Genomic DNA, 4,095 nt, shown 5'->3' on the forward strand with positions numbered 1-4,095 from the left:
GTGACCCGCTCGTCCTCCAGCAGCGCCACGATCGGGCCGGGGGCGCGGTGGGCGATGCCGGGCATGGCGTTGAACAGGTGGGTGGCGACGGTGGCTCCGGCCTCGATCGCCTCCAGGGTGGTGGCGTAGTCGGAGTCGGTGTGGCCGACGGCGGCGATCACCCCGAGGTCGGCGAGCATCCGCACCGAGTCCAGGCCGCCGGGCAGTTCGGGGGCCAGGGTGACCATCCGGGCGTGGCCGCGGGCGGCGTCGACCAGCTTGCGCACCAGCGCCGGGTCGGGGTCGCGCAGCAGGTCGGGCCGGTGGGCGCCGCAGCGGTTGTGCGAGATGAACGGGCCCTCGAAGTGGATGCCGGCCAGGACGCCGTCCTCGACGAGTTCGGAGAGGACGTCCGCCTGGCGGGCGACCTCGTCGATCTCGCCGGTGACGGTGGAGGCCACCGTGGTGGTGGTGCCGTGCTCCAGGTGGGTGCGGGCGGCCAGCAGCGCCTCCTCGGCGATGCCGGAGGCGTACGAGGCACCGCCGCCGCCGTGGACGTGCAGGTCGACGAAGCCGGGGACGACGGTGTACCCGGTCAGGTCGAGGTCGCCGGGCTCGGTGTCGCCGCCGAGCCCGGCGATGCGCTCGCCCTCGACGGCGAGGCGGTCGCCCTCGACGACGCCGCCGGGCAGGACCAGCCGGGCACCGGCCAGGGCAGTACGGTCACGGTCCGCGGTGGTCACGCGGTCACCTCCATGGAGAGCAGATCCCAGGCGAGCAGGCCCGCGCCCAGGGACGCGGCGGTGTCTTTGAGCATGGCGGGTACGACCTTCGGGGGCATCTGGAAGGTCAGTCGCCCGGTGACCGCCGCGCGCAGCGGAGTGAAGAGCGTGTCGCCGGCCTCGGCCAGCCCGCCGCCGACGATCACGGTGGACGGGTCGAGCAGGCTCTGGGCCAGCACGATGCCGTCCGCCAGGGCGTCGACGGCGCGCTGCCAGACCGCGAGGGCGCGGTCGTCCCCGGCGTCCACCGCGGCGGCGCAGGATGCCGCGTCGGCGTCGGGGTCGCCGCTGGTCTCGGCCCAGGCGCGGGAGACGGCGGAGGCCGAGGCCAGCGTCTCCAGGCAGCCGCGGGCGCCGCAGCCGCACTGCGGTCCGCCCGGGCGGACCACGACGTGGCCGATCTCGCCGCCGTAGCCGTGCGCGCCGGCCTCGATCCGGCCGTCGATGCCGATGGCGCCGGCGATGCCGGTGCCGAGGGCGATGAACAGGAAGCGGTCGACGCCGCGGCCGGCTCCGAGCCGGCCCTCGGCCAGTCCGCCGGAGCGCACGTCGTGGCCGAGGGCCACCGGCATCGCGCCGCCGTCCGGTCCGGCCAGGCGCTCGCCGAGGAGCTTGCGCAGCGGGAGCTCGCGCCAGCCGAGGTTGGCGGAGAAGACCGCGATGCCGTTCTTCTCGTCGATCGTGCCCGGGACGGCGACACCGGCCGCGAGCGGGGCGACGCCGAAACGGCTGCGGCCCTCGTCCGCCAGGTCGGTGGCGAAGTCGAGGATGGCGGCGACGACGGCGTCCGTGCCGTGCTCCCGCCCGGTCGGTCGGCGTGCCTCGAACAGCACGGAGCCGTCCTGGGCGAGCAGCGCGGCCTTCATGCCGGTGCCGCCTACATCGAGTGCGATGACGTGCTTCACGGAGGACAGTTTCCCTTGGGCGGGTAGAAGAGGTCTAGTCCAGTTGTCGGATTGGTCTGGTCCATACTGGGTGAGCTTTGTCGCAGCTGCGGGGGTGTGCGCGGCTTTGCGCCGGGGTGCGGGGCGGGCGCGGACCGGGGTGAGTGGGGGTTTTGTTGCGCATTGTGCAATGACGCCGAGCACTTCGATAACTACTGGGGCGGCGCCGGGCGGTGGTGTGGACCGGTGGTCGACGGGTTTGGGAGTGTTGCGCGTCCCCCTGCCGGATTCCCCCGTTCCGGCTGCGTTCACCCCCCGTTCCATCCCCCCGAAGGCGGTACCCGCGTTGAACAGGCGCGTCCACGTTCCCACCCGTGTGCTCGGCGGTGCGCTGGCCGGAGCACTGGTCCTCACCGCGGTCAGTGCCTGCGGCGGGCAGGACGACGGGCCGGTCACCCTCAGACTGGTCGCCGCCGACTACGGGGAGAGCCCCGAGACCAGCTCCCAGCACTACTGGGACGCGGTCGCCAGGGACTTCGAGGCGGCCAACCCCGGGATCAAGGTCAGCGTCGAGGTGGACAGCTGGACCGAGATCGGCAAGAAGGTCGAGGACATGATCGCGGCCGGCAAGTCGCCGGACCTGCTCCAGACCGGCGGCTTCGCGGACCAGGTCGCGGCGGACCGGCTGTACCCGGCCTCCGACGTGCTCTCGGTGGACACCCAGGCCAGGTTCCTGGACACCTTCGCGCACGCCGGGCAGGTGGTCGGGACGCAGTACGGGATCCCGTTCGTCTCCTCCTCGCGGGTGCTCTTCTACAACAAGGCGGTCTTCCGGCAGGCCGGGATCACCCAGCCGCCCGCCACCTGGAACGAGCTGCGGCAGGACGCCGAGAAGATCAAGGCCAAGGTGCCGGGGGTGACCCCGTACGGGCTGCCGCTGGGGCCGGAGGAGGCACCGGCCGAGTCGATGCTGTGGACGCTGAGCGGCGGCGGCAGCATCTCCGACGACGTCGGCAACTACACCATCGACAGCGCCCAGAACCAGGCCACCTTCGGCTGGCTGAAGAGCAACCTGGTGGCCACCGGGCTGACGTACCCGGACCCGGGCAAGATGAACCGCACCCCGGTGTTCCAGGACTTCGCCGCGGGGAAGGTCGCGATGCTGAACGGGCACCCGACCCTGCTGCGGATGGCGACCGCCGGGAAGATCGAGTTCGGCACGGCGCCGATCCCGAAGAAGGACGGCGTCGGACGGACCGGGAGCCTCGGGGTCGCGGACTGGATGATGGCGCTGAAGGCGAACGGGCACAAGAACGAGATCAAGAAGTTCCTGGCGTTCGTCTACGGCAAGGACAACCAGCTGAAGTTCGACGAGCAGTACAACCTCCTGCCGGTCACCCAGGACGCGTTCGCCCAGATGTCGTCCGACCCCAAGCACGAGGACCTCAAGCAGTTCGCGGTCGGGCTCAGCAACGCGAGCTTCTACCCGTTCGGGGACCCGGCCTGGGGCGAGGTCAGCAACCGGATCAAGGCCGGGATCGGGCAGGCCGTGACGGGGGACCCGAAGCAGGTGCTCGAAGGACTGCAGGACGCGGCGGTGAAGGAAGCGGTGAAGGTCCGCAAGTAGCAGGTCGTCGGGGCCGGGGCGTGGTTCGCCCCGGCCCCGACGGGGCTCAGGGCAGCGTGATGGCGTAGGCCTTGCGGAGGGTCTCGTGGACCGTCCAGGTGGTGCGGTCGCCCTCGCGCAGCACCGCGCAGTCGCCGGGGCCGACCTCCAGGGTCGGGCCGCCCTCGACCTCGATGGTGGCCCGGCCGCTGAGCACCACGAACATCTCGTCCGCCTCGACGTCCGTGACCACGCCGGGGGTGATCTGCCAGAGACCGCGCAGGTGGCGGCCGTCGGCGGACTCGGAGAGCACCCTGCCGGTGACCTCGGGGGTGCCCGAGACGATCTGGGACGGGTCGAGCGGGTCGGGGTCGAGGTCGGCGGTCGGGATGTGCAGGGCGAAGCTCGGCGTGGTCATGGGGGTGACGGTAGCCGGGCGCGGGGAGCGGTGGGGCGAGCAGTGTGTGTCCGGGTCGCGCGCGAGAATGACACTCCGTAGCGGTGGACGGAGGTGTCGGCGGTGGGCGAGCTGAGCGAGCGGGACCGGGCGGTGCTGGCGCTGGAGGGGCGGCAGTGGCGGACGGCGGGGGCCAAGGAGCGGGCGATCCGGGAGGAGCTGGGGCTCTCACCGACGCGGTACTACCAGGTGCTGAACGCGCTGCTGGACCGGGAGGAGGCGTTGGCGCACGCGCCGGTGCTGGTGAACCGGCTGCGGCGGGTGCGGGAGGCTCGGCGGGGGGCCCGTTGACGGGTGGGGGGTTCGGGCTCTCGGGAGGGTGGGGGCCGGGGGTGGGTGGGGTCTGGGTGAGGGGTTGGGTATGGGTAGTGATTATATGTGCGTGCA

General features: G+C 72.3%; 5 protein-coding genes. 2 read left to right on the forward strand and 3 right to left on the reverse strand.

Annotated features, from left to right (window positions below):
- Positions 1 to 722 (reverse strand): amidohydrolase family protein (locus ACFVU7_RS34175; protein WP_388049042.1); only part of this gene is annotated, 722 nt, incomplete at its 3' end.
- Complete coding sequence (locus tag ACFVU7_RS34180; protein WP_049655186.1) at positions 719 to 1,666, reverse strand: ROK family protein; 948 nt, start codon at positions 1,664 to 1,666, stop codon at positions 719 to 721. The genes ACFVU7_RS34180 and ACFVU7_RS34175, both read right to left, overlap by 4 nt.
- 325 nt (positions 1,667 to 1,991) lie before the next feature.
- Between ACFVU7_RS34180 and ACFVU7_RS34185 the strand changes: the two genes are divergently transcribed.
- Positions 1,992 to 3,272 (forward strand): extracellular solute-binding protein, encoded by a 1,281-nt coding sequence (locus ACFVU7_RS34185; protein WP_074005442.1) that lies wholly within the window; start codon positions 1,992 to 1,994, stop codon positions 3,270 to 3,272.
- A gap of 46 nt (positions 3,273 to 3,318) precedes the next feature.
- Here the strand turns inward: ACFVU7_RS34185 and ACFVU7_RS34190 are convergent, their stop codons facing one another.
- Positions 3,319 to 3,669 (reverse strand): cupin domain-containing protein, encoded by a 351-nt coding sequence (locus ACFVU7_RS34190; protein ID WP_049655188.1) that lies wholly within the window; start codon positions 3,667 to 3,669, stop codon positions 3,319 to 3,321.
- 102 nt (positions 3,670 to 3,771) lie between these two features.
- Here ACFVU7_RS34190 and ACFVU7_RS34195 point away from each other — a divergent pair, with 102 nt between their 5' ends.
- Entirely contained in the window at positions 3,772 to 3,999 is a 228-nt protein-coding gene (locus ACFVU7_RS34195) for a DUF3263 domain-containing protein (RefSeq protein ID WP_079272731.1), read from the forward strand.
- The last annotated feature ends 96 nt before the right edge of the window (positions 4,000 to 4,095 follow it).

The organism is Kitasatospora sp. NPDC058046 (assembly GCF_042885595.1).
Classification (GTDB): domain Bacteria; phylum Actinomycetota; class Actinomycetes; order Streptomycetales; family Streptomycetaceae; genus Kitasatospora.

Coding starts and splice junctions, on each gene's coding strand:
- ACFVU7_RS34190 (WP_049655188.1), bottom strand. CDS start 3,669: ATGACCACGCCGAGCTTCGCCCTGCACATCCCGACCGCCGACCTCGAC.